Origin of the sequence: Nocardiopsis sp. B62, assembly GCF_018070675.1 — a bacterium.
In the GTDB taxonomy this organism is placed as follows: Bacteria; Actinomycetota; Actinomycetes; order Streptosporangiales; family Streptosporangiaceae; genus Nocardiopsis; species Nocardiopsis prasina.
On record NZ_JAGPXK010000007.1, the window covers coordinates 145,172 to 168,713 of the forward strand.

Sequence of the window (23,542 nt, forward strand, 5' to 3'; positions counted from 1 at the left end):
GGGTGGTGCTCCCGAGCGTTCGGGTCTGTGTCCTCGGGCACAACGCGACGCTCCATGGGCGGGAGGATCGGCGCGCGAAATTGAGGGGTGCTTTCCGGGGGTCGATGTGATGTACGTTGATACGTAATTACGTACTAAGGGATCGATTCCAGGGAGACCAGCATGCGCGGCATCCTCACGAACCTCGGCGGACCCCTGCTGGTGGTGTACTTCGCCTACGCCGCCGCGGCCATCGCCTTCGACCTCGCCCTGGAGCCGCTGCTGCCCCTGCTCCTCCTCGCCGGGGTGTTCCTCGTCGGGCCGCGACTGTGGGCCCGGAAGCCCTCGGAACAGGCCATGGAGGACGCCACCGTCGAGGTGGCCCCGCCGGTCGCCGGTGCATGGGTGGGACTCAACAGCCCTGCGGACCGGGTGCCCAGCCACGGCACCCACCAGTACGGGCAGACCTACGCGATCGACGTCTACGTGGACGAGGGCCGACCCCCGGGCCGCAGCTACTGGTGGCCCCTCTCGCGCCGACCCGACGACGGGTACCCGGCCTTCGACCAGCCGCTCCTCGCGGTCGCCGACGCCACTGTCGTGCGCGTACGCGACGGCCAGCGCGACCACCGCAGCCGTGACACCTGGCCCGCGCTGGCCTACATGTTCCTCGAAGGCGTCGTCCGGAGTCTCGGCGGTGCGCGCCGGGTGGTCGGCAACCACGTCGTCCTCGACCTCGGCGACGGCGTGTACGCCGCCTACGCACACCTGAGGAGGGGGTCGGCCGAGGTCCGGGAGGGCGACCGGGTCACCGTCGGACAGCGGATCGGGCGGTGCGGCAACTCGGGCAACTCCAGCGAGCCCCACCTGCACTTCCAGCTCATGGACCACGCCGACCTCAACCGGGCCACCGGCGTCCCCTTCCGTTGGACCGGGGCCGGAGTCCCCGCCTCCGGGCAGACCTTCACCGGCCTAGACTGCGCCTGAGAGCCCGGACGGGGAGCGGACGAGGAACCGAGGAACACACGTGAGCGACGTCGCGCAGCGGGCGGCCCAGGCACTGGACGACCCCGAGAACTGGCCGAGCGATCCCAAGGAGGCGGTGGCCCGGCAGCGCCTGTTGGCCGACCGGGTCCGCACGGAGGCCCTCGACCCGGACGCGGTGCGCTACGTGGCGGGCCTCGACGTCAGCTACGGCGTGGGTGACAAGGAGCTCGCGGCCGCCGCCGTGGTCCTGGACGCCCGCACCCTGGAGGTGGTGGACACCTCCCTGGTCGCCGACACCCCGTCCTTCCCCTACATCTCCGGACTGTTCGCCTTCCGGGAGCTGCCCCCCGTGCTCCGCGCCATCGAGGGCCTGTCCGTCACCCCGGACGTGTTCGTCTGCGACGGCTTCGGCCTCGCCCATCCCCGCCGCTTCGGGATCGCCAGCCACCTGGGGGTCCTCATCGACGCCCCCGTGGTCGGCTCCGCCAAGTCCGTGCTCTACGGCCGCAACTCCCTACCGGGGGAGGAGCGGGGCTCGTGGACGCCCATGGTCGCCGGGCGCTCCGAACTGGTCGAGGACACCGAGACCCTCGCCTCGGAGGGTGCCGAGGTCATCGGCCGTGTCCTGCGCACCCGCGCCCGGACCAAGCCCGTCTACGTCTCCGTGGGCCACCGCGTGGACCTTGAGGGCTCCGCCGACCTCATCCTGCGCGTGTCCCCCAAGTACCGCGTCCCCGAACCCATCCGGCACGCGGACCGCCTCTGCGGCCAGTACCGCAAGGAACACGTGGCCGCCCAGGGCGGGACCGCCGGACCCGCCTAGCGCGAACCGGCCCCGGACACACGGAAGGGGAGGGGCCCGAAGACCCCTCCCCGTCACCGAGGTCCCGCGAGGGACCCCGTCGTCTACCAGCCGTTCTCCACGGGACGGCCCTCGTTGTACCCGGCGGCGCTCTGCACGCCGACCACGGCGCGCTCGTGGAACTCCGCCAGCGAGGTGGCGCCCGCGTACGTCATGGAGCTGCGCACACCCGCGATGATCTGGTCGATCAGGTCCTCGACCCCGGGGCGCTCGGCGTCCAGGTACATGCGGCCGGTCGAGATGCCCTCCTCGAACAGCGCCTTGCGGGCCCGCTCGAAGGGGGAGTCCTCGGACGTGCGCAGACGCACCGCGCGCGCCGAGGCCATCCCGAAGCTCTCCTTGTACTGGCGCCCCTGGGCGTCACGCATGACGTCGCCGGGCGACTCGTAGGTACCGGCGAACCAGGAACCCACCATGACGTTGGAGGCACCGGCGGCCAGGGCCAGGGCGACGTCGCGCGGGTGGCGCACACCGCCGTCCGCCCACACGTGCCCGCCCAGCTCACGGGCGGCGGCCGCGCACTCCAGCACGGCGGAGAACTGGGGACGGCCCACGGCGGTCATCATCCGGGTGGTGCACATCGCGCCCGGGCCCACGCCGACCTTGACGATGTCGGCACCGGCCTCGATGAGGTCCCGGGTGCCCTGCGCGGTCACGATGTTGCCCGCGACGATCGGCACGTTCGGCGACAGCGCGCGGACCGTGCGGATCGCGGAGATCATCTTCTCCTGGTGACCGTGCGCGGTGTCGATCACCAGGGTGTCCACCCCGGCCTCGAGCAGCTCGGCGGCCTTGCCGGACACGTCGCCGTTGATGCCCACCGCGGCCGCGACGCGCAGCCGGTTCCGGTCGTCCACGGCGGGCCGGTACAGGGTGGAGCGCAGCGCGCCGGTGCGGCTGAGCACGCCCACCAGGGCGCCCTTCCCGTCGACGACCGGGGCCAGACGGTGCCGGTTCTCGTGGAGTATCCCGAACGCGGCCTGCGGCTCGGTGCCCTCGGGGATGGTCAGCAGCTCGGCCGACATCACGTCGCGCAGCTGGGCGAACCGGTCGGCTCCCGCACAGTCCGCCTCGGTGACCACACCGACCGGGCGGCGCGCGTCGTCGACCACGATGACGGCGTTGTGCGCCCGCTTGGGCAGCAGGTTGAGCGCCTCACCGACGGTGCTGGTGGGGTTCAGGGTGATGGCGGTGTCGTAGACCAGGTCACGTTGCTTGGTCCAGGAGATGACGTCGGAGACCACCTCGAAGGGGATGTCCTGCGGGATGACGGCGATGCCGCCCCGGCGGGCGACCGTCTCGGCCATCCTGCGGCCCGCCACCGCGGTCATGTTCGCGACGACCAGCGGCATGGTGGTGCCGGTGCCGTCCGGGGAGGACAGGTCGACGCTCAGCCGGGAACCCACGGCGCTGCGGCCCGGGACCATGAAGACGTCGCTGTAGGTCAGGTCCTGGCTGGGAACCTGGTCGTTGAGAAAACGCAATGCCTCTACCTCGGTCAAGACCGAAGGGGGTGGACCACTCCGCCCGGCTGCGCGCGGGCGGCACCCTGTTGATCCCCCTCTTACCTGTCAAGTATGCCGTCACCGATTAGGTTGGGGGTACCCCCGTCTGGCATGATGACTCGATTCCCGCCCCAACCCGGTCCTCGCCCCTGCCCTCGAACGGTGCCGATTCCGCCGCGCCGTAGGCGTTCACGGGTTTAACAGGGCCCTCCAGGAGAACCCCGCATGTCGCGTTTCACTCTCGCGCAAGTCAAGGAAGAGACCTACAAGGCGAAGGACGCCTGGTGGACGGTCTTCCTGGTCGATCCGCTCGCGGGTCGCATGGTGGTGTGGACGGCGAACCGGACCAACATCACACCGAACCAGCTCACTCTGGGCGCGGGCGTGCTGGGCCTGCTGTCCGCGATCTGTTTCGCCGCGCCGATCTGGGCCGGTCCCCTGGGCTGGGCCTGGCTGCTCGCCGGCGCCCTGCTGTTCCACCTGAGCTTCGTCCTGGACTGCATGGACGGCAAGATCGCCCGCCTGAAGGGCACCGGGTCGGTCTTCGGGAGCTGGGTCGACTTCGTCTTCGACCGCATCCGCTTCTTCGGCTGCGTGATGGCCCTGCTGATCGGCCAGTGGCTGGTCACGGGGCAGGCCGCGTACCTGATCGTCGCGCCGGTGGTGGTCTTCTTCGACCTCCTGCGCTACCTCAACGGTTCGCAGGTCGCCAAGACCCGCAAGACCATGAAGCAGGCGCTCGCCGTGGCCGCGGGGGACACCGACCGGCTGCGTGACGAGGCCACCAACCCCGACGTGTCCGACCCCGAGGACGACGAGGTGTCGGAGACCCCGGCCAACGCGGACGCCCCGGCTCCGCGCGGCCTCTACCCCCGGGTGCGCAACGCGCTGCTGAGGCACCGGGTGCGTCCGCACCTGTTCAGCGGCATCGAGTTCGAGATGTTCGTGTGCGTGGTGGCGCCCGTGACCGTTCTGGTCGCGTTCTTCACCCCGCTGAACAGCCTGATCATCCCGGTGGCGGTCTTCTCCTGCCTGGCGCTGGGCTTCTTCGAGGTGGTCCTGGTGGCCCGCCTGTGGAAGGAGTCCCGCCGCTTCGAGGTGCGCCGCCGTGAGCTGGCCGCCGTGACCCCGGCGAGCGCGGGCGGCAGCTGAGCCCGACCCGGGGCCGGTGCCCGAACGAGGGAGGGGGCGCTTCCGCGAGATGCGGAAGGCGCCCCCTCTTCCCGTCTGTGGACGTGCGGTCCGCCTAGACGGAGGCACGCTCCCTCTCGGCCGTCCGCTTCCTCGCGTCGGCCTCCTTCCTGGCCAGGCCCTTGTCGTCCTGGCGCAGGAACCAGGTGGGCTGTGGTTCGACCGCCCACCGCATGCACGCGCGCACCCACGGGGTGCACAGCAGGAGGGTGAGCCCCAGGCCCAGCGACAGGGTGGTGGCCAGGGCCACGGGGCCGGACATCAGGTCGTACCAGGGGGTGTTCTTCAGCAGGATCAGGAACACGGAGTGGCCCAGGTACACGTAGAGCGTGTAGGCGCCCAGCGACGTGTACCAGGTCTCCCTCTTGGGGGTGAGCGCCAGGACCGCGATGGTCATGACCAGGGCGATGGCCATGAAGGCCAGCCGGAGACCGATGCTCGGCATCAGCGGGTCGATGTCGCGGTCGGTGAGGCTCTCCTTCCAGAAGAGCCAGTCCCTGCTCAGGCGGTCCGAGACCGGCACGGCCAGGACGGCCGTGACGCCCAGCACCAGCACGGAGCCGATCCGCACCCAGAGCCGGTCCAGGTGGGCGAAGTGCTCGCGGCGCAGGCTCAGCCCCAGCACGAAGAACGGCAGGAAGCTGAGCACCCGGCCGATCGAGAGGGTGCTTCCCAGGTCCGCCGTGGTGGCGAACAGGGAGATGACCACGGCGATCGCCACGGGCCAGCGCAGCCGCTGCCAGACCGGAACGGTGAGGCGCCACAGGAACAGGGCGACCAGGAACCACAGGGTCCAGGTCGGCTTGAGCACGGACAGGGTGTCCGGGAGCCCACCGCGCTCGACCGTGTAGATCGCCTGGTGAATGGTCCAGAAGACGAGGTAGGGGACGGCCAGCGTCAGGACCAGCTTCTCCACCCGCATCGACGAGGAGTCGAAGGAACGGGAGAGATAGCCGCTGATCATGATGAACGCGGGCATGTGGAAGAAGTAGATCCAGTAGTAGAGGGCACTGGCGGGCCCGTAGTCGGAGAGCGGCTCGATCGCGTGGCCGACGACGACCAGGGCGATGAGGACGAACTTGGCGTTGTCGAGTCGGGCGTCACGGCCCGGCGGTCGCGCTGCCGCAGGGGCCTTGGCCCCCGGGGCCGGGGCGGCGGCGCCGTCTCCGTTCTCCGCGGACTGGGGTGCCGGACTGGTCGTGGATGAGGCCACTAGGGACTCCGAGATCACTGATTTCTGGGGCTTGGTATGTCGGTCCCGCGACCCTCCGTGCGGGATTGGGGTCGACCTTCGGTCAGGGGCAGTGGTCCGATGGCGTGGTGCCGCGTGGCGCGCGAGGGGGGCACCGGTGAACACATTGCGCGAACACAGTTCCGTTACCTTACTGAGACATACTGCGGTATGCCAGTAGTTCGCACAAATCAGGTAAAAGTTCCCAGAGGCGCGCCGGGTCCCGAGGAACCGGGACCCACGTGGGCGCGCGCACCCGCGGAAACGGGTGTGGGATGGCTTACCGTGTGCAGACCCTAACCCATGGGCACCACAGAGGGGCACCAAGGCACACCGCGGCACGAACGTGTCGGTGTGAACCGGCGACGGACACGCCGATAGGCTGCCCCCAGGCGGCAGAACCCCCAGTCAAACTGTCACTGCCCGCCAGTCGAGAACGAAGAAGGCGGTGGAAACCGTGCCGCACGCGGTGGACCCCAACCGTGCAGCCCAGCACGGAAGCGTGGTCATGCGACTCCTCGACGAGCTCTTCCCGCTCGTCGAGGGGGTCTACGTCGACCTGCACAAGAACCCGGAGCTCTCCCACTCCGAACAGCGCACCGCCAGCGTCGTCGCGGAATGGCTGAACCGAACCGGCTACGAGGTCCACCGGGGCGTCGGCGGCACCGGCGTGGTCGGCATCCTCCGCAACGGCCCCGGCCCCACGGTGATGCTGCGCGCGGACATGGACGCCCTCCCCCTGGAGGAGAAGACCGGTCTGCCCTACGCCAGCACGGCCAGGGCCGAGGGTCCCGACGGCGCCGAGGTGCCCGTCATGCACGCCTGTGGCCACGACGCACACACCGCCTGCCTGATCGGCGTCGCCGACCTGCTCTCGGAGACCCGCGAGGAGTGGGCCGGGACCATCATGATCGTGGCGCAGCCCGGTGAGGAGAGCCTCGACGGCGCCCAGGGGATGATCGACGACGGCCTCTACGACCGCTTCGGCCGCCCCGACGTCATCCTCGGCCAGCACCTGGGCTCGCAGCCCGCCGGGCTCATCTCCCACCGGGCCGGGATCATCCTCGGCGCGGCCAGCGCCTACCGGGTGCGGATCTTCGGTGAGGGCGGACACGCCTCCCAGCCGCACACCACCGTGGACCCGGTCCTCATCGCCGCCAACATCGTCACCCGCCTCCAGGGCGTGGTCTCCCGAGAGATCAGCCCCAGCGAGATGGCGGTGCTCACCGTCGGCAGGATCCAGGCGGGCACCAAGGCCAACATCATCCCTGACGAGGCCTACCTGGAGATCAGCACCCGGGCGCTCAACGAGAACGTCTCGGACCAGCTGGAGCAGGCCATCGAGCGCATCGTGCGCGCCGAGGCGGCCGCCTCGGGCGCCAGCCGTGAGCCCGAGGTCGAGCGCTTCCAGAGCAGCGGGGTCACCCACAACGACCCGGCCAGCACCGCCGACGTCGCAGCGGCCCACCACGCCTACTTCGGCGGCGACTACGTCATCCACCTGCCGGACCCCTCCCCGGCCACCGAGGACTTCTGCCGCTTCGGACTGCCCGAGGACCCGCAGCCCATCCCGTACGTGTTCTGGTTCGTCGGCGCCACGCCGCACGACGTGTGGGACAGGGCCCCCGGTGACACGCCCTACGAGAAGATGGGCAACGTCCCGAGCAACCACTCGCCGTTCTTCTCGCCCGACCGCGAACCGACTCTGCGGGCCGGGCTCGCCGCGCTCACCATCGCCGCGCTGTCCTACGTGGGCAGCGACAACCCCAACCCCGCCGCCCTGGCGCCGGCGCCCTCCGCGGCCCCCGTGGGTTCGGCCTTCCCGGGCCCGGCGCCCACCGACACGGCGGACCCGCGCGGCAACACCGACACCGGCGGCTACTCGGCGCGGACCGCGACCCCCTCGGAGGGGCCCGGGAACTCCTTCTCCGACCCCCTCACCGGCCCGCGCCCGGCCGAGCCGAGCTTCTCGGACGAGGCCAACGACGCCTACGACAGCGCCTTCCTGGCCGCCTCCTCCGCCTGGGCGGAGGAACCCGGCAAGTCCACCCACGACACCGACATGCAGTCGGTGATGGGCCGTCAGGACCAGGAGATCCGCGACGAGTGGCACAGCGAGAAGGCCGAGGAGTCGACCCTGTCCACCGACATGGCCGCGATCATGGACGAGGACGAGGCCCCCGCGCCGCCGCCCGGCCCGCCCGCCGGACCGGCCTTCGGGGGACCGCCGCCGAGGGGCAGCGCCCACTCCGCGCCACCGCCCCCCGGCCCGGACGACGACCTGCCCGACGCCCAGTACCGGCTCTGACCGCACGTGGGGGCCAGCCTCTGGCGATGGGGTGACCCCCGCGTCCGCCGCTCCCTGCGCCACCACCGGGAGACACCCCTCTTGGCGGGATGCGTCGCCGTCACGGTCCTCGCCGTCGTGGGGGCGGTCAGCCGGGCGCTGTCCGGCGACCCCAACGAACCCCTGCTGCTACTGAGCATCCCCCTGCTGGTGTTCTTCGTGCGCGGTCAGCTCTACGCCCGACAGAGAGTCAACGGCGTACGCATCACCGAGGCGCAGTTCCCGGAGGCGTACCGGATGGTCGCCGACGCCGCCCGCTCCTTCGGGATGAGCCAGGTGCCGGAGGCCTACATCGTGCTGGGCAACGGCGTCATCAACGCGTTCGCCTCCGGGCACGGTTTCCGCCGCTACGTGGCCGTCCACAGCGACCTGTTCGAGGTCGGGCACCGCCTCGGAGACCCCGACGCGCTGCGGTTCGTGATCGGCCACGAGGTGGGCCACATCGCCGCCGGGCACACCTCGTTCTGGCGCCAGTTCGCGGTCTCCATCGCCCAGGTGATCCCGGGGGTGGGCAGCACCCTGGGCCGAGCGCAGGAGTACACCGCCGACAACCACGCCTACGAGTTCTGCCCGGAGGGCGTACCGGGCATCCGCGTCCTGGCCGCGGGCAAGTACCTGTACCCGGCCGTGGACTTCGACGACATCGCCGCGCGCGCCCACACGGACACCGGCTTCTTCGTGATGCTGGTCAACCTCCTGTCCAGCCACCCGGTGAACACGTTCCGCTTCGCCGCGTTGGCCGACCGGTCCACGCCGGGGCGGGTGTTGTAGCTGTGTTCTTCCTGGGTTTCCGCTTCCTGTTCGGCGCCTTTGCAGAGGAACCTTCGGTGTCTTCGGTGTGATGGCTCGTTCCTCGCGATCTCCGGCGCCGAACCAAGCACCCCCCTTGCGGCCGGGGCGTACGGGCGGGGCTCACGCCTGTGGCTGAGGTGCCGAGTTGGCCCTCTGCGTGTGGCTGGGACGTCCTGCTACGGAATCCCCGGTGGCTGCGGTGTGATGGCTCGCCTTTCCGGTTGAGGTGCCCGGTTCGCGTCGCGCCTACTGGTGTCCCAGACGGTGGCTCAGTTGGGCGGGCAGCGGCTCGTGGCGCAGGTAGTCGCGGGTGAACAGCCCGGTGCCATGGGAGACCGAACGCAGCTCCACCGCGTAACGCACGATCTCCTGCTCGGGGACCTCCGCCCGGACCACCACCCGGCCGCCGGGTGCGGCCTCGGTTCCCACCACGCGACCGCGCCTGGCGGACAGGTCGCTCAGGACGGCGCCCAGGTGGGTGTCGTCGACCTCCACCGTCACCGCGTCCACCGGTTCCAGGACCGCCAGCTTCGATGACGCGGCGGCGTCCCTCAGCGCGAGCCTCCCGGCCTTCTGGAAGGCCGCGTCGGAGGAGTCCACCGAGTGCGCCTTGCCGTCGTAGAGCGTCACGCGCAGATCCACCAACGGGTGCCCGTCGCCCACGCCCTCGGCCATCTGCGCGCGGACGCCCTTCTCCACCGAGGGCACGTACTGACGGGGGACCACGCCGCCCACGATCCGGTCCACGAACTCCAGCCCCGCGCCGGGCCCCAGCGGTTCCACCCTGATCCGACAAACCCCGAACTCGCCGTGCCCGCCGCTCTGCTTGACGTTGCGGCCCGTTCCCTGGACGGGGACGGTGAAGGTCTCCCGCAGCGGGATCAGGACGTCCTCGGTCTCCACGCGGACGCCGTAGCGGTGTTCGAGCCGGTCCAGGGAGGCGTCCAGATGGGCCTCGCCCAGGCACCACAGGACCAGCTGGTGGGTCTCCGGGTTCACCCGCACCCGTAGCGAGGGATCCTCGGCCAGGAGGCGGGCCAGCGACTGGGACAGCTTGTCCTCGTCGGAGGCGGAGGCCGCGTGGATCGCCACCGGCATGGTGGGTTCGGGGAAGTGCCAGGGCGACACCCGGAGCGGCATCTCGGGCGAGGAGACCGTGTCTCCGGTCCGGGCCTCGGGCAGCTTCGACACCAGGCACAGGTCACCGGCGATCACCTCGCCCACCGTCCGCGCCCTCGCGCCGAGCGGGACCGAGAGCGACCCCAGCCGCTCGTCGTCCCCGGAGCGGTCCAGCTCCACCGGGTCGTGCGGTCCGGTGTGTACGCCGTGGCCGTGCAGGTGCGCCTCGGTGTCGGGCCGCAGTGTCCCGGAGAACACCCGGACGAGGCTGACCCGGCCCACGTAGGGGTCGCTGGTGGTGCTCAGTACCTCGGCCACCAGCGGACCGTCGGGGTCACACGACAACCCCTCCACCGGTCGGCCGTCCGGCCGGGCGACCGACGGGAACGGGCGCCGGGTCGGGTCGGGGCAGGAGAGCGGGAGTTCGCGCAGGAGCTCCCGTACGCCCACGCCGTGGGTCGGGCTGAGAGCCAGCACGGGGTGGAAACCGCCCGCCGCCACCGCCTCCTTGAGGTCCGCGATGAGCAGGTCCGGGTCGAGTTCCCCGCCCTCCATGTAGCGCTCCATGAGCGCCTCGTCCTCGCTCTCGGTGATGACCTCCTCGATGAGGGTCTCCCGAAGCGGGCCCGCCTGTGCACGCAGCCAGTCGGGGGTCGCGCCCGGGACGGGCGCGGAGCCCGGACCGCCTCTCTCCGAGTAGTCGTGGTAGCGCTCCGAGACCAGCCCCCAGAGCCCCACCAGGGTGCGCTGATCCCCGGAACCCCGCATGGCGGGCACGTACGCCGGGTGCACGCCGGGGCCGAACGCCTCCTGGCAGCGCGCCACCACCGCGTCGAAGTCGGCGCGCGGATGGTCGATCTTGGTGACCGCCACCGCGCGCGGCATGCCCACGGCGGCGCACTCCTCCCACAGCATGCGGGTGCGCCCGTCGACGCCGTCCATGGCCGAGATCACGAACAGGGCGGCGTCGGCGCCGCGCAGCCCGGCGCGCATCGCGCCGACGAAGTCGGCGTAACCCGGGGTGTCCAGCAGGTTGACCTTGACGTCGCCCACCATGACCGGGTTGACGGTCAGGTGCACCGACCTCCTCTGGCGGACCTCGACCTCGTCGTGGTCGCTGACGGTAGTGCCCTCCTCCACGTTGCCGGGGCGCCTGATCTCCCCGGCGGCGAGGAGCAGCGCCTCGACCAGACTCGTCTTGCCCGCGCCGGCGGGTCCCACCAGCGCGACGTTGCGGATGTCCTGGGGCCTGTCGGCCCCGGGTACGGCTTCGGCTCGATCAACCATCCTCGTCTACCCAGCCCTTCCGGGTCCGGGCGGTGGCCGAACAGGACCACCGCTTGAGTGACCTGCGACACCCTCCACCGTCGCTCTTCACGGCTCCGACCACAAGGGGTACGCCGGTCGACTTCCGTCATGGGCGCTTGTGTGGCTCTATGACCCGGGTCGTTCTTCTAGGCTGTGCCCGTGCCATGGTCGGAGAGTCTCCCTCAATTCAGTCTCGCCGGGACCCTTCTGACGGTCCTGCTGCTGTTCTTCGCGGCGTTCGGCGAACCCCTGCTCGGACGGCGCGCGTTCGCGTGGCTGTCACGCCGTGAGAACGGCGACGAGCGCGCCCTCGGGCTGCTGTACGCGGTGACGATGGCGATCCACGTGCTGTGGGGCCTGCTGGTCCTCGTGGTGCTGCTGCTGTCGCCCAACCTGAACCTGGTGGACCTGGGTCTGCGTACCCCGGACGCCTTCGGGCCCATCGTGGGCGCCGCGATCGGCGGCACCATCGCGCTGGCCGCCTTCTGGGTGCTGGTCAACGGCCTGCCCACCCGGGACCGCCTGCCGATCCCGTCCCGGCGCTCCCGGCGCGGAGCCGAGGCCGAGGGCGGGCGCCGGGGCCGCAAGGCGCACCGGGGACGCCGGAGCGCCCCCAAGCCCATGACCCTGCCGCAACCGGGCCACAGGCAGTACCTGCTGCTGCCGCGCACCGGTCGCGAGAGGGCGCTGGCCGCCGGGATGGCGGTCACCGGCGGCGTGTTCGGTGAACTCCTCTACCGGGGCCTGTTCATCACCCTGGTCGCCAGCATGGACGTCCCGCTGTGGATCGCGGCGGTGCTGTCCGTCGTGCTCTTCTCGCTGGCCCACGCCTACCAGGGCTGGTGGGGACTGCTCAGCGCGGGCTTCTCCGGCACCCTGTTCACCGTGCTGTACCTGGGCACCGGCAGCCTGGTCGTCCCGGTGGTGGTGCACGTCGCGCTGAACCTGCGCTCGGTGGTCTTCCCCCCGGCCTCGGAGCGGGAGGCCGCCGAGGAGGCCCTGCGCCTCGACGACTACTACGACGACGAGTACGAGGACGAGTACGCCGACGACTACGCGGACGACGAGTACGGCCGCACGGGCGAGTTCGAGGCGGTCGACCAGGAGGCGGAGCCGGTGGGCCGGGAGCCCGCCGACGCCCAGGCGCCGCCGCGCGGCCTCCCGCCCCAGGGACCTCCGGACCAGGGGCCGCCGGTGACCGGTGGGCAGCACGCGGGTACACCCCCCTACGGTTCGGTGCCGCCGCACGCGAACCCCCACCCGTACCCGCCGCAGCCGCCGCGCCCGCAGGGACCGCCTCCCGGGTACGGTCAGGGGCACCCGCAGGGGCCGCAGCCCCAGGGGCCGCCCCCCATGGGGCACCCGCAGGGGCCACCGCCGGGCTACCCTCCCGGCCCGGGTCAGCCCCAGCAGAGGCCGTTCCCGCCGGGACCGTCACACCAGGCACCGCCACATCAGCCACCGCCGCCCCAGGGGTTCACGGGCCACCCCCCGGGCCACGGGGCCGGGGGCGACACACCGGGGCCGCACTCCCCGTACCGGGACTGATCGTGCACGATGGAGTGGTGTCCGACGCCATTGACCACTCCATCGCCCAGCCCCAGGAGAACCGTTTCTGGTTGACCACCTCGGACGGGGTGGGCATCGACGCCGTGCTGCTGCGCGCCGCCGCGCCCCGAACGACCGTGGTGGTCCTGGCCAACGGCTTCACCGGGACCTACCGGAGCCCCCACACACGCGCCGTCGCCGAGGGCCTGCTGTCCGTCGGCGACGTGATGACCTTCGACTTCCGTGGCCACCACGGGTCCGGCGGACGCAGCACCGTGGGCAACGCGGAGATCCACGACCTCGAAGCGGTCGTGGGCCGTCTGCGCGCCCTCGGCTACACCCGCATCGCCACCCTGGGTTTCTCCATGGGCGCAGCCGTCGCCATCCGGCACGCCGCCATCTTCGGTGGGGTCAGCGCCGTGGTGTCCGTGAGCGCCCCCAGCCGCTGGTACTACCGGGGGTCCCGCTCCATGCGCCTGCTCACCTTCGGGGTGGGCCGCAGCTTCGGCCGCGCCTTCCTGCGGCGCTTCCGCAAGGTCCGCGTCACCGACCAGCGCTGGAACCCCACTCCTGCCGAACCGCGGGAGGTCGCCGGGGAGGTCGCGCCGGTCCCGCTCCTGGTCGTGCACGGCGACACCGACAGCTACTTCCCCGTCTCGCACGCCACCGCCATCCACGACGCGGCGCACGAGCCCAAGGACCTCTGGATCATCCCGGGGATGGGCCACGCGGAACGGGCGGTCACCCCCCAGCTCGTGGACCGCCTGCGCGTCTGGCTGGGGGAGCGGCTGCCCCAGCCGCAACAGCCGGGCTAGGGGACCGGAGGGGTGGGACGAGCCGTGTCGACAGTGCGCCACGGCTCGGTTAGAAAGGACGGATGATCCGATCTGGTTCCCCCTCGGCCGCGAGCGGTGCCCCCGCCCCCAACGGCGACGACCTTCCCGGGCTCCGGGGGCGGGGCTTCGGCCTCCTGATCATGGCCACCGCCGTCAGCCTGTGCGGGTTCGCCGCCGTCCTCCCCCTCGTGCCGCTCTGGGCCAGCCGGGGCGGCGCGGGCGAGTTCGGCGCGGGCGGCACCACCGCTGCCTTCATGCTCACGACCGTCCTCACCCAGCTGGCCATGCCGTGGCTCCTGGACCACGCGGGCGGGTACCGGTGGGCCTTCCCGGTGGGCTCCCTCATCATGGGCCTGCCCATGCCGCTGTTCGCCCTCACCACGGACCTCGGCCCGCTGGTGGCGATCTCGGCGGTGCGGGGCGTCGGCTTCGGGATGGTGACCGTGGCCGGAACGGCTCTGGCCGCCCGGCTGGTGGTCAGGGAACAGGTCGGCAGGGCCACCGGTTTCTACGGCCTGGCTGTCGGCCTGCCGCAGATCGTGATCCTGCCCGGAGGGGTGGCGCTGGCGCTCAGCCTCGGGTTCGACACCGCCTTCTGGCTCACCGGGATCTGCGGCGTGGTTGCGGCGGTGCTCGCCTCCGGCATCTGGTTCGCCGACGGTGGCCGCAACCGGGCGGCGCTGCGCGGAGCGGGACACGACGAAGTCGGCACGGACGAGGCCCCGGCCTCCCCGCGCGGACTGACGCTGATCGTGGCCCTCGCGGCGCCGCTGGTGATCATGCTGGCGGTGTCCTCGGCCGCCAGCGGCGTGGTCACCTTCCTGGCGATCCCGCTCGAACGCGCGGCCTGGCTGGTCGGCTCGCTGCTGGCCGCCTACGCGCTCGGCGTCGTCGCGGGGAGGTGGACCGCCGGTGTCCTGTACGACCGCCACCGGCGCACCGTGCTGCTGATGCCGGGAACGCTGGCGGCGGCTGCGGGCGCGGGCCTGCTCACCGCCGGGCTGTGGGCCAACGGGGACGGGACGCCCGGCCTGGGCGTTTCCCTGCTGGTGCTTGGCGGCTCGGCGCTGTTCGGCCTCGGGTTCGGCGCCGTCCAGAACGAGACCGTCACGGTGATGCTGGGCCGCGCGGGGCCGACCGGCTACGGCCGCGCCAGCGCGGCCTGGAACATCGGGTTCGACGCGGGCACCGGGGTCGGGGCGGTCGGCCTCGGCCTGCTCATCCAGCTCACGGGGTACGGCCCCGCGTTCGCGGTGGTCGCCGTGGCCCTGGTCGCGGTCCTGCCGCTCGCACGGGCCCGGGCGCCGCGCCGCAGGATCAGTACGAGCTGATGTGCACGTGGTCGTAGTGGTTCTGGGTCAGGTCGCCCCGGTCGTTCATCCAGGTCCACTGGCGTGACGTCGACTGCCAGATCTGCTGTTCCCAGATGATGTACTTGATGCCCAGACGGTCGGCGTTGGCGATGCCGTAGTCCGAGATCTGCTGGCCGAGGGCCTTGTTCTCGGCTGAGGGCGGGGCGCCGTTCGCGCTCATCATGAAGTCGCAGGCGGTACCGGTGCCGTGGTCGTCGTTGCTCGGGCGCCAGCAGCCCACCGGGTAGGGCGCGCCGAACTGCATGATGACCTCGTCGCGGATGGCCGCCATGCGGGGCGTGGTCTGGTCCCAGCCGCCCCCGCGCGCGCTGTCGGGGATCGACCCGTTGCCCGGGTTCTCCGGCGCCTCGGGGACCTGCTCGGCCTCGTACTCCTCGATGCGCTTGGTGACCTCCTCGCGCTGCTCCTCCAGCTCGTCGATCAGCTCTGAGGCCTCCGACATCTCGTCCTGGAGCTGGCCGGTGAGCTCGGCCTGCTCGTCGCGGAGCGAGATGAGCTCGGCGATCTGCTCGGCCTGGCTCTGGCCCAGGTAGTCGACGGTCGCGGCGTCCGCGAACATGTCCTCGGGCTGGCTGGAGAACACGATCTGCAGGGTCGGGTCGAAACCGTCGCCCTTGTACTGGGCGGCGGCGATCGCCGACACCCCGCCGCGGGACTTCTCCAGGCGCTCGTCGAGCTCCTCCAGGTCCGCCTCGGCGGTCTCCACCCGGTCCTTGATCTCGGTGTACTGGAGCAGCTCGCCGTCGTAGGTCTCCTCCAGCTCCTCGGCCCGCTGGTTCAGCTCGTCGATGTCGACGTCGTCGTCCGGGTCGGCGTGGGCCGCACCGGGCAGGCCGACGAGGACGAGTGCGGTCATGGCGGCGACTGACGCCGTGAACCGGCCGCGACGAGAGGCGTTACGAGGAGTGGATGTCATTTCTGCTCCGTGGATGATCCGAGAGCATCCGCTGCGCCGGGGGGACGGCTACGCCGTCACGGGAGGGGAGTTGCTCAGCGGACCATACGAGGTCTCGGTGATACGTGCACAGTGAGTTGACTCGCGTTGCTGTGGGGGTTGAGCGGGGGTCTGTCCAGAAGATACCCGGAGCGGGTGACCACCCCGAACGTCCGGTACCGGGTGGGTGTCAGCCGCCGAACGCGCTGGGCAGACGGACGGAGGTCGAGGGTGCGGGCTTCTCCGAGGGCAGGAACCAGTCAGAGCGGCGGATGTCGCGCAGGGCCCGCTTGCGGGTCTCGGCGTCCAGCCGGTCGATGTAGAGCATGCCGTCCAGGTGGTCGGTCTCGTGCTGGAGGCACTGCGCCATCAGACCGGTTCCCTCGACGGTGACCGGCTCGTTGCGCAGGTCGACGCCCCGGACCACGGCCCGCTGGGCGCGGCGGCTCTGGTACCAGAGGCGGGGGATCGACAGGCAGCCCTCGTCGCAGTCCTGGAGCTCCTCGGAGAGCTCGACGATCTCGGGGTTGATCACGTATCCGGTGCGGCCCTCGACGTCGTAGCTGAACACGCGGGAGCCGACCCCGATCTGGGTGGCGGCCACCCCCGCGCGCCCGGGGGCGTCGACGGTGTCGAGGAGGTCTCGGACCAGCTTCTCCGTGCGCTGGTCGAAGGTGGTCACGGGTGTGGTCCGGGTCACGAGGACGGGGTCGCCGAAGCGGACGATGGGGCGCATGGTCATGCCCCCAGATTAGTTGCCCGGTTCGGTGGGCCGACCGGCGAGGTCAGGTGGCCAGACCCGGACGCAGGGACTCGTCCAGGACCATCTCGATGTAGTCGAGGGCGGCACGGCGCCGGGCCAGGGCGCTCTCGTACAGGGAGGGAGCCTGGGCGCCGCGCCGGACGCGCAGGCACTCGTTGACGATGCGCTGCCAGCGTTCGGGGAAGGCGTGCAGGGCGTACAGGCCCGCGCCGGACTTGGAGGTGATCTCGCCGGTCCTGAGGGTGAAGTGCAGGCGGCTGACGCTCAGCACGCTCCAGGAGGGGGCCAGCGACCCGAGGACGGCCAGGCCGCGCGGGGTGACCAGGCGTCCGGCCTTCTCCCGCCAGCGGCTCCAGTGCTCGTCGAGGGAGCCGAGGGACCAGGTGCGCAGGCTCTCGGGCTCGTCCCACACGTCGAGTTCGGAGGGGTGCGGGCCGCGTACGGTGACCCCCCGGTCGGCGAGGACGTGCCAGGTCACCGGATTGACGTCGACGGCGGCGCGGTCACGGAAGCGGCCGTTCGTGACGGAGGGGACCGGACCGCAGGCCGAGGGGTCGCGGTTGAGCTCGTCCCAGGTGACGTGGATGCCGTTGAACTGGGGGCGGGGGACCTCGCCGCGCGTGCGCGCGTGCGCGCGGCGCAGGGCGTCCAGGTCCTCCGGCTCGGCGCGGCGGCCGGTCACGATGACGAAGTCGACGTCGCTGGTGTGTGGGCGGAAGTCGCCGAGTGCGACCGAACCGGTCAGGTAGAGGCCCTGGACCAGGCCAGGGGCCTCCTGGTCGGCGTTGGCGAGGAAAGCCTGGGTCAGCGTCTGCACCCGAGGGTGGACGGCCATGCTCAACTCCAGTCTGGGACGGTTCGGTGGTCTTCGGTGGTGTTGTCCGTGTGGCGGGGTGGGCGGCCCCGTCGCGCTGTGGGGAGTCCCCTCCGACTCGTGCCGGGTGGGACAGCGGGACGTTGGTGGGACCCGAGGTCCCTGCCCATTTGGTTCCCAGTGTGCTGCCGGTGCGGGGGTATCGCAAGTGATCACGCCGGACTCGCACCCTGTCTCCCCACGTCAGGTGGTGTGTGGTTCTGCCGTAGAGGGGGAGTGCGCACCCTTGACAACAGGTGTCCCGGTGTGGCAACGGAGGGCGTCGCGGGCGCGTCTCCGTCAGGCCGGGCCCCCATCCTCCGCGTGTTCGGGAACGTGCGCATTCCGTGGCACGTGCATACGGCCCGTGCATTCGCCACGGTCGCTTATTCGCAAGGGATTTCTCTGGAGAGGTCGGGAGAATTCTTCGGGGGGCGTGTCCCGGAGGTAGCAAAGAATCGGGACCCGGTACCCACGGGCGTGGCGCGGCCTTCACTTGTCAGGATATTCGCATGTTCCACGAGGTCATCGGTGTCACCGCGAAAATCCCCGAGATTCACGGGAGTTCCCCCGTCTTCGGTCGGAGACGCACGCCACTCTCAGTGGAAGTGGACACGCCGACGTTCGTGGTGGATTGTTATGATTCACCAAGACTTCCCCAGGTGATAACCACCACAGCCATTGTCTGCTGTTTTCCTCCGCGTAACACTGGGGTGCTTTCCAGAAATCCCACGTGCCTACGCTCGGTGGACCATGGCAGACGCCTCAGCGATCCCAAGGAGCCGATCATGGTCCCCACGATGGTTCTCGTAGCCGACGACTCCCGAGACGCCCACCGACGCGAGGCCCTGTGCGGGCTGGCCGAGGCGGTGGCCGCACGCGGCGAGGCGCCCGTATCAGCGGCCTTCGGCAGCCCCGACGAGGTCAGGGCGGCGGTCCACGCCGTCCGTGGCCCCAAGGTGGTGGTGCCCGCCTTCGTCGCCGGGGGCGACGTCGCCAGCGCCCACCTGCTCACCCGTCTGGACCTCGGCCGCATGGAGGACTCCTGCCACACCCCGCCCCTGGGAGCGGTCCCGTCCATCGTCGCCGACCTCGCCGCACGGCTCGCGGACTCCGGTCGCAGGCCCGACGACGGCGTGGTCCTGGCGGCCGACGGCACGACCGGAACCGAGGAACGTCAGGTGGTCATGGACGTGGCCCGGATGCTGAGCCGACGCCTGTCCTCCCCGGTCCAGGTCGGGTACCTGCGCACCTGGGCTCCCTCCGTCATCGACGCCGTCGAACGGCTGCGCCGCGACGGCCGCGACCAGGTCGCGGTGGCGGCCTGGAGGCTGGTCGACGGACCCGACTTCGACCTCCTCCGCCGCCTGGACACCACCGCGATCACCGCGCCGCTGTGGCCCTCCGAACTGGTCGTGGACACGCTCCTCGCCCAGCACCGGGCGGCCAAGAGGCGCCTGGCCTGACCTGCCGGGGCCGGTGCCCCTTTCGACGGCACCGCCACGAACAGCCACGACGCCGTTACCACCGCCGCGAGGATGGGTATGTGCCTCACGGGCGGGAACTCCCCGCACCCGCGACGCGGTCCCCGCCGTCGCCTCGACGCCCTCGCGGCGCGGCGACGGTGCGGCCACGGCCCCGAGGTACCCGAACGTCAACCCGGTGCGCGGTCCCTCCACGGCGGGCATCGGCGTGAGCGAACCGAAGGTGGATGTATGAACGACGGCACAGCGCAGTTCGTCGACGCCCAGCAGCGTCGCCGTCTGGAGAGGCGCTTCGGGGGACACGTCACCGAGTGGCTGGCGGAACTGCCCGCGATCGTCGAGAAGCTGGCCTCCGAGTGGCGGCTGACCGTCGAGGGCCCCGCCCCGCACGGGCGCACCTCCGTCGTCCTCTACGTGCGCAGAGCGGACGGTGGCGAGGGGGTCCTCAAGCTCTCCCCGGACAGCTGGCTCTCCGTATCCGAGGCCGACCTCCTCCGCATGTGGGCGCCCTCCCGGCGCGTGCCCGACGTGTGGGGTGTGGACCCCGACAGAGGCGCCTTCCTGATGGAACGGGTCGAGGGCGACACCGTGGCGGCCAGCGGTGTGGTCCCGTCCATGGAGACCATCGGCGGCCTCATCGCCGAACTCCACTCGGTTGAGGTCAGCCAGGCCGAACGCATGGAACTGCGCCCGCTCAGCGCCCGGGTGCAGTTCGTGTTCGAGATGTGGGGCCGCGAACGGGAGGAGGGCGCCGCGGCGGACACCGTCCCGGCCGCCGCGATGCACCGCGGCGCGGCCAAGGCCCGCGACCTGGCCCACGGTGACGTCGACGTCGTCCCGCTCCACGGCGACCTCCACCCCGGCAACGTCATCGACGGCGGCGCACGCGGACTGGTGGTCCTCGACCCCCGCGCCTGCCTGGGCGACGGCGCCGCCGACGCGGTCGACTGGGCGGTGTGGAGGGCCGCAGACGTCGCCGAGGTGGAACGCCGCGTGGACGTGCTCTCCCGGACGATGTCCGTGGACCCCGACCGGATGATGGAGTGGGTGCGCGCCTTCGCCCCGTGCTTCGCGGTGGCCAAGGCCAACCGAGGGCAGACCGACTCGGTGGAGTTCGACCTGATGATGGACCTGTGCGGAGCGGTCACCCAGTGATGCTCAGCCCTCCCTCTCGAAGCGGTAGCCGCGCCCGGCCTCGGTGATGAGGTGGCGCGGGTGTGAGGGGTCGGGTTCGAGCTTGCGGCGCAGCTGGGCCAGGTAGACCCGCAGGTAGTTGGTCTCGTTCTGGTAGTTGGGCCCCCACACGTCGTGCAGGAGCTGGCGCTGGCTGACCAGTTGACCGGCGTTGCGGGCCAGCAGCTCCAGGATGTGCCACTCCGTGGGGGTGAGGCGCACCTCCTCGCCGCCCCGGGTCACGCGCTTGGCGCCCAGGTCCACGTCGAAGGAGTCGGTGTGCACCACCGGGGCCTCCTCCGCCTGGACCGCGCGGCGCTCGGCGGCCCGCATCCGGGCCAGGAGTTCGTCCATCCCGAACGGCTTGGTGACGTAGTCGTCCGCGCCCAGGTCCAGACATCGCACCTTCTCCCCGGCGGAGTGCCGGGCCGAGAGCACGATGATCGGCACCTGCGACCACCCGCGCAGCCGCTGGATCACCTCCACCCCCTCCATGTCCGGCAGCCCGAGGTCCAGGAGCACCACGTGGGGGTGGCGCTCCGAGGCCAGGCGCAGCGCGCTCTCGCCGTCCGGGGCGGTGTCCACGTCGTAGCCGCGCGCCCTCAGGTTGATCCGCATCGCCCGGATGATCTGCACGTCGTCGTCGACGACCAGGACCCGCATGCCGCTCCTCATTTGTCTGCCTCGTCCACCGCACGCAGGGTGAACACCATGGTCAGCCCGCCCCCCGGGGTGTCCTCGGGGGCCAGGGTGCCGTGCATCGCCTCAACGAAACCACGCGCCACCGCCAGGCCGAGCCCCACACCGGTTCCCTGGGGTGCGTCGCCCAATCGCTGGAAGGCCTCGAACATCCGCTGTTTGGCCTCGTCGGAGACGCCCGGCCCGCGGTCCACCACCCGCAGCTGGACGCTGTCGCCGTGCGCGCTGGCCGCGACCAGCACAGGGGTGCGCGGATCGGGGTTGTAGCGCACCGCGTTGGTGACCACGTTGGCCACGGCCCGGTCCAGCAGCCCCGCGTCCACGCGCACCCGGGGCAGACCGTCCGGGACGTCCACCACCACCGCGTCGCCCGGTACCCCCAGCAGCGTCGCCGGGAGCACCTCCTCCAACGCCACCGCCCGCAGTTGCGGCCGCACGCTGTCGGTCTGCACCCGGCTCATGTCCAACAGGTTCCCGATGAGCCGGTCCAGCCGGTCCGCCGACTCCTCGACGGTCTCCAGCAGTTCGGCGCGGTCCTCCTCCGAGAGCTGGATATCCGTGGCGCGCAGGCTGGACACGCTCGCCTTGATGGAGGTGAGCGGTGTGCGCAGGTCGTGCGAGACCGCGGCCAGCAGCGCCGTGCGGATGCGGTTGCCCGCGACCTGGCCGCGCGCCTCGGCGGCGTCCCAGGCCAGCCGCTGGTGCTCCAGGGCGATCCCCACGTGCGTGGCGAAGGCCTCCATCACCCCGCGGTCGGCGGCGGGCAGCACCCGTCCGCGCAACGCCAGGGCCACGGAATCGGAGACCGACACCAGGGCGTCCGCCTCGTCGGGGGCCTCGCACGCCGGTGCGCCCACACTGTGCACGGGGTACCAGCGGCCGTCGTCCAGGCGTTCCAACAGGGTCGCCGAGCGCTGCCCGAAGGTCTCCCTGATCCGCCGCAGCAGCGCCTGGAGCGGTTCGTTCCCGGACAGCACGCTCGCCGCCAGCAGGGCGACCGCGTCCGCCTCGGCGCGGGCTCGCAGGGCCTGCGACGACCGCCGGGCGGCCATCTCCACCATGGTGGCCACCAACCCGCCCACCAGGATGAACGCCGTCATCGACAGGAAGTTGTCCAGGGACACCGATGGTCGGCCGTGCAGGGGTGAGAGCAGCACAGTGAGCAGGACGGCGCTCCACAGCGCGGAGGCAAGAGCCGGGCGCAGACCGCCCACGGCCGCCGTGGCCACGGTGATCAGCAACAGGAACAGCGGGTCCGCGGCCGGACCGACCTCGGAGAACACCGGCAGCGCCAGCACCAGCGTGACGAACGGCGGCGCCATCAGGGACAGCGTCCACCCCCACAGCCGCCGGTGCTCGTTCAGGCCGCGTCCCGGAGGGGGCAGCGGCCAGCGCCCCCGGCCCACCTCCTCGTGCGTGACGATGTGCACGTCGATGTCGCCGGACTCCCGGGCCACCACCGTGCCCACGCCGGGGCCGAAGACGTACTGCCAGGTCCGCCTGCGCGAGGAACCGAGGACGATCTGCGTGGCGTGGGCGCCGCGCGCGAACTCCAGCAGCGCCGAGGGCACGTCGGCGCCGACCACCTGGTGGTAGGTGCCGCCCAGCTCCGCCAGCAGGTGCCGCTGCCGCAGCAGCTCCCCGGTGGGACGTTCACCGATCCCGCTCGGCGGCACCACGTGTACCGCCAGCAGATGGCTCGGCTGGGGGCGCCCGCCGCGCGAGCGGGCCGCCACCCGGGCGGCACGGCGGATGAGGGTCTCGCCCTCGGGCCCGCCGGTCAGGGCCACCACGACCCGCTCACGGGCCTCCCAGGTGTCGCGGATCTCGTGCTCGCCCAGGTAGTGGCTGAGCCCCTCCTCGACCCGGTCGGCGGTCCAGAGCAGGGCGAGTTCGCGCAGGGCCGCGAGGTTCCCCTCGCGGTAGTAGTCGGCCAGCGCGGCGTCCACCCGCTCGGCGGGGTGCAGGTCGCCGTGGGCCATCCGGCGGCGCAGCTCCTGCGGGGTGGCGTCGACGAGCTCGATCTCGGCCGCGGCGCGCACCACCCGGTCCGGGACGGTGTACTCGGGCCGGACCCCGGTGATCTGGTGGACGACGTCGTACAGCGAGTCCAGGTGGTGGACGCCCACGGTGGACAGGACGTCGATCCCGGCGGACAGGAGTTCCTCCACGTCCTGCCAACGGGTGGGGTTGGGGGACCCTGGTCCGTTGGGCCGGGCGAGGTCGTCCACCAGGACCAGCCGGGGCGCGCGGGTGATCACCGCGGCGGTGTCCACCGAACCGGTGGGCAGCGGAGGGACGGTCTCCAGGCCCTCCAGCAGAGCCGAGGTCTTGGCGCGGCGGTGGGTGTGGACCGCGCCGACCACGACGTCGGTCCCGCGTTCGGCCCGGCGTCTGGCCTCGGCCAGCGCGTGGTGTGTGCTCCCGACCCCGGGGGCCGAGCCCAGGTGGATACGGAGTGTTCCTTTCACGTGTCCCATTGTGGGTGCGCGAGGACGCGGACGCCCTCGTCGGGGTGTGATCCCGACGACGGAAGGTGACCGGAAGAGGACGCGGGG

Annotated in this window: 17 protein-coding genes and 1 pseudogene; 10 read left to right on the forward strand and 8 right to left on the reverse strand. The window is 71.6% G+C overall.

Annotated elements, in window-relative coordinates; translation table 11 throughout:
• The first annotated feature begins 162 nt into the window (after nt 1-162).
• Nucleotides 163-966 carry a M23 family metallopeptidase gene (locus KBX21_RS10630; RefSeq protein ID WP_210841796.1) on the forward strand — a complete coding sequence of 268 codons (804 nt, stop codon included), beginning with the start codon at nt 163-165 and terminating at the stop codon, nt 964-966.
• A gap of 40 nt (nt 967-1,006) precedes the next feature.
• Nucleotides 1,007-1,789 (forward strand): endonuclease V, encoded by a 783-nt coding sequence (locus KBX21_RS10635; protein ID WP_210841797.1) that lies wholly within the window; start codon nt 1,007-1,009, stop codon nt 1,787-1,789.
• Between the two features lie 83 nt (nt 1,790-1,872).
• On the opposite strand, the gene KBX21_RS10640 is transcribed toward KBX21_RS10635, so the two are convergent.
• Complete coding sequence (locus KBX21_RS10640; protein WP_210841798.1) at nt 1,873-3,312, reverse strand: GuaB1 family IMP dehydrogenase-related protein; 1,440 nt, start codon at nt 3,310-3,312, stop codon at nt 1,873-1,875.
• A gap of 246 nt (nt 3,313-3,558) precedes the next feature.
• On the opposite strand from KBX21_RS10640, the gene KBX21_RS10645 reads away from it, so the two are divergent.
• On the forward strand, nt 3,559-4,485 hold the full coding sequence (locus KBX21_RS10645; protein ID WP_210841799.1) for a CDP-alcohol phosphatidyltransferase family protein: 927 nt from the start codon (nt 3,559-3,561) through the stop codon (nt 4,483-4,485).
• 94 nt (nt 4,486-4,579) lie between these two features.
• Here the strand turns inward: KBX21_RS10645 and KBX21_RS10650 are convergent, their stop codons facing one another.
• Nucleotides 4,580-5,737, reverse strand: coding sequence for an acyltransferase family protein (locus tag KBX21_RS10650; RefSeq protein WP_049574422.1), 1,158 nt, complete (start codon nt 5,735-5,737; stop codon nt 4,580-4,582).
• A 466-nt stretch (nt 5,738-6,203) separates the two neighbouring features.
• Here KBX21_RS10650 and KBX21_RS10655 point away from each other — a divergent pair, with 466 nt between their 5' ends.
• Entirely contained in the window at nt 6,204-8,063 is a 1,860-nt protein-coding gene (locus tag KBX21_RS10655; protein WP_049574419.1) for an amidohydrolase, read from the forward strand.
• Between the two features lie 54 nt (nt 8,064-8,117).
• Nucleotides 8,118-8,873 carry a M48 family metallopeptidase gene (locus tag KBX21_RS10660; protein ID WP_210841835.1) on the forward strand — a complete coding sequence of 252 codons (756 nt, stop codon included), beginning with the start codon at nt 8,118-8,120 and terminating at the stop codon, nt 8,871-8,873.
• Nucleotides 8,874-9,140: 267 nt separating this feature from the next.
• On the opposite strand, the gene KBX21_RS10665 is transcribed toward KBX21_RS10660, so the two are convergent.
• Nucleotides 9,141-11,300 (reverse strand): elongation factor G-like protein EF-G2, encoded by a 2,160-nt coding sequence (locus KBX21_RS10665; protein WP_210841800.1) that lies wholly within the window; start codon nt 11,298-11,300, stop codon nt 9,141-9,143.
• Between the two features lie 180 nt (nt 11,301-11,480).
• On the opposite strand from KBX21_RS10665, the gene KBX21_RS10670 reads away from it, so the two are divergent.
• The 3 genes from KBX21_RS10670 to KBX21_RS10680 all read left to right on the forward strand — a co-directional run bounded on the left by KBX21_RS10670 (nt 11,481) and on the right by KBX21_RS10680 (nt 15,036).
• Nucleotides 11,481-12,869: a CPBP family intramembrane glutamic endopeptidase gene (locus tag KBX21_RS10670; RefSeq protein WP_210841801.1), complete on the forward strand. Its 1,389-nt coding sequence runs from the start codon at nt 11,481-11,483 to the stop codon at nt 12,867-12,869.
• A 17-nt stretch (nt 12,870-12,886) separates the two neighbouring features.
• Nucleotides 12,887-13,684 (forward strand): alpha/beta hydrolase, encoded by a 798-nt coding sequence (locus KBX21_RS10675; RefSeq protein WP_049574407.1) that lies wholly within the window; start codon nt 12,887-12,889, stop codon nt 13,682-13,684.
• 62 nt (nt 13,685-13,746) lie between these two features.
• A complete protein-coding gene (locus KBX21_RS10680; protein WP_199776604.1) occupies nt 13,747-15,036 on the forward strand; it encodes an MFS transporter in 1,290 nt (429 codons plus the stop codon).
• Here KBX21_RS10680 and KBX21_RS10685 read toward each other — a convergent pair.
• From KBX21_RS10685 to KBX21_RS10695, 3 genes are all read right to left on the reverse strand, one after another.
• Nucleotides 15,023-15,994, reverse strand: a complete 972-nt coding sequence (locus KBX21_RS10685) for a hypothetical protein (RefSeq protein ID WP_049574405.1) — start codon at nt 15,992-15,994, stop codon at nt 15,023-15,025. The two genes, KBX21_RS10680 and KBX21_RS10685, sit on opposite strands and share 14 nt — an antisense overlap.
• A gap of 208 nt (nt 15,995-16,202) precedes the next feature.
• A complete protein-coding gene (def, locus tag KBX21_RS10690) occupies nt 16,203-16,754 on the reverse strand; it encodes a peptide deformylase (RefSeq protein WP_210841802.1) in 552 nt (183 codons plus the stop codon).
• A gap of 43 nt (nt 16,755-16,797) precedes the next feature.
• Entirely contained in the window at nt 16,798-17,610 is an 813-nt protein-coding gene (locus tag KBX21_RS10695; RefSeq protein WP_210841803.1) for a nucleotidyltransferase domain-containing protein, read from the reverse strand.
• A gap of 806 nt (nt 17,611-18,416) precedes the next feature.
• Here KBX21_RS10695 and KBX21_RS10700 point away from each other — a divergent pair.
• Together KBX21_RS10700 and KBX21_RS10705 are read left to right on the forward strand one after the other, a co-directional pair.
• Entirely contained in the window at nt 18,417-19,094 is a 678-nt protein-coding gene (locus tag KBX21_RS10700) for a sirohydrochlorin chelatase (protein WP_049574394.1), read from the forward strand.
• Between the two features lie 249 nt (nt 19,095-19,343).
• Nucleotides 19,344-20,267 (forward strand): aminoglycoside phosphotransferase family protein, encoded by a 924-nt coding sequence (locus KBX21_RS10705; RefSeq protein WP_049574390.1) that lies wholly within the window; start codon nt 19,344-19,346, stop codon nt 20,265-20,267.
• Between the two features lie 3 nt (nt 20,268-20,270).
• Here KBX21_RS10705 and KBX21_RS10710 read toward each other — a convergent pair whose 3' ends face one another.
• Together KBX21_RS10710 and KBX21_RS10715 are read right to left on the reverse strand one after the other, a co-directional pair.
• Nucleotides 20,271-20,948 (reverse strand): response regulator, encoded by a 678-nt coding sequence (locus KBX21_RS10710; protein WP_049574387.1) that lies wholly within the window; start codon nt 20,946-20,948, stop codon nt 20,271-20,273.
• Nucleotides 20,932-23,464: pseudogene (locus KBX21_RS10715) on the reverse strand (ATP-binding protein); the annotation flags it as partial. The gene KBX21_RS10710 and the pseudogene KBX21_RS10715, both read right to left, overlap by 17 nt.
• Nucleotides 23,465-23,542: the final 78 nt, after the last annotated feature.

Coding starts and splice junctions, on each gene's coding strand:
- def (WP_210841802.1), bottom strand. CDS start 16,754: ATGACCATGCGCCCCATCGTCCGCTTCGGCGACCCCGTCCTCGTGACC.
- KBX21_RS10695 (WP_210841803.1), bottom strand. CDS start 17,610: ATGGCCGTCCACCCTCGGGTGCAGACGCTGACCCAGGCTTTCCTCGCC.
- KBX21_RS10705 (WP_049574390.1), top strand. CDS start 19,344: ATGAACGACGGCACAGCGCAGTTCGTCGACGCCCAGCAGCGTCGCCGT.
- KBX21_RS10700 (WP_049574394.1), top strand. CDS start 18,417: ATGGTCCCCACGATGGTTCTCGTAGCCGACGACTCCCGAGACGCCCAC.
- KBX21_RS10630 (WP_210841796.1), top strand. CDS start 163: ATGCGCGGCATCCTCACGAACCTCGGCGGACCCCTGCTGGTGGTGTAC.
- KBX21_RS10645 (WP_210841799.1), top strand. CDS start 3,559: ATGTCGCGTTTCACTCTCGCGCAAGTCAAGGAAGAGACCTACAAGGCG.
- KBX21_RS10665 (WP_210841800.1), bottom strand. CDS start 11,300: ATGGTTGATCGAGCCGAAGCCGTACCCGGGGCCGACAGGCCCCAGGAC.
- KBX21_RS10685 (WP_049574405.1), bottom strand. CDS start 15,994: ATGACATCCACTCCTCGTAACGCCTCTCGTCGCGGCCGGTTCACGGCG.
- KBX21_RS10710 (WP_049574387.1), bottom strand. CDS start 20,948: ATGCGGGTCCTGGTCGTCGACGACGACGTGCAGATCATCCGGGCGATG.
- KBX21_RS10680 (WP_199776604.1), top strand. CDS start 13,747: ATGATCCGATCTGGTTCCCCCTCGGCCGCGAGCGGTGCCCCCGCCCCC.